The organism is Janthinobacterium silvisoli (assembly GCF_014200725.1).
GTDB lineage: Bacteria > Pseudomonadota > Gammaproteobacteria > Burkholderiales > Burkholderiaceae_D > Janthinobacterium.
Genome location: NZ_JACHCL010000016.1, coordinates 1 through 1,040 on the forward strand (window position 1 = coordinate 1; position 1,040 = coordinate 1,040).

1 rRNA gene is annotated in these 1,040 nt (G+C 51.9%); it reads right to left on the reverse strand.

Annotation, left to right across the window (positions count from 1 at the left end):
* Positions 1-1,010 (reverse strand): 16S ribosomal RNA (locus HDE75_RS26570); the annotation flags it as partial.
* Between the last annotated feature and the right edge of the window lie 30 nt (positions 1,011-1,040).

Below are 1,040 nucleotides of genomic sequence, written 5' to 3' on the forward strand. Positions count from 1 at the left end.
ATCTCTCCGGGATTCCATCCATGTCAAGGGTAGGTAAGGTTTTTCGCGTTGCATCGAATTAATCCACATCATCCACCGCTTGTGCGGGTCCCCGTCAATTCCTTTGAGTTTTAATCTTGCGACCGTACTCCCCAGGCGGTCTACTTCACGCGTTAGCTGCGTTACCAAGTCAATTAAGACCCGACAACTAGTAGACATCGTTTAGGGCGTGGACTACCAGGGTATCTAATCCTGTTTGCTCCCCACGCTTTCGTGCATGAGCGTCAATCTTGACCCAGGGGGCTGCCTTCGCCATCGGTGTTCCTCCACATATCTACGCATTTCACTGCTACACGTGGAATTCTACCCCCCTCTGCCAGATTCTAGCCTTGCAGTCTCCAATGCAATTCCCAGGTTGAGCCCGGGGATTTCACATCAGACTTACAAAACCGCCTGCGCACGCTTTACGCCCAGTAATTCCGATTAACGCTTGCACCCTACGTATTACCGCGGCTGCTGGCACGTAGTTAGCCGGTGCTTATTCTTCAGGTACCGTCATTAGCAAAAGATATTAGCTCTCACCGTTTCTTCCCTGACAAAAGAGCTTTACAACCCGAAGGCCTTCTTCACTCACGCGGCATTGCTGGATCAGGCTTGCGCCCATTGTCCAAAATTCCCCACTGCTGCCTCCCGTAGGAGTCTGGACCGTGTCTCAGTTCCAGTGTGGCTGGTCGTCCTCTCAGACCAGCTACTGATCGATGCCTTGGTAGGCTTTTACCCTACCAACTAGCTAATCAGATATCGGCCGCTCCACGAGCATGAGGTCTTGCGATCCCCCACTTTCATCCTTAGATCGTATGCGGTATTAGCGTAACTTTCGCTACGTTATCCCCCACTCCAGGGTACGTTCCGATATATTACTCACCCGTTCGCCACTCGCCACCAGAGCAAGCTCCGTGCTGCCGTTCGACTTGCATGTGTAAGGCATGCCGCCAGCGTTCAATCTGAGCCAGGATCAAACTCTTCAGTTTAATCTCTGTTACTTTGCCGTTTTACCGGCA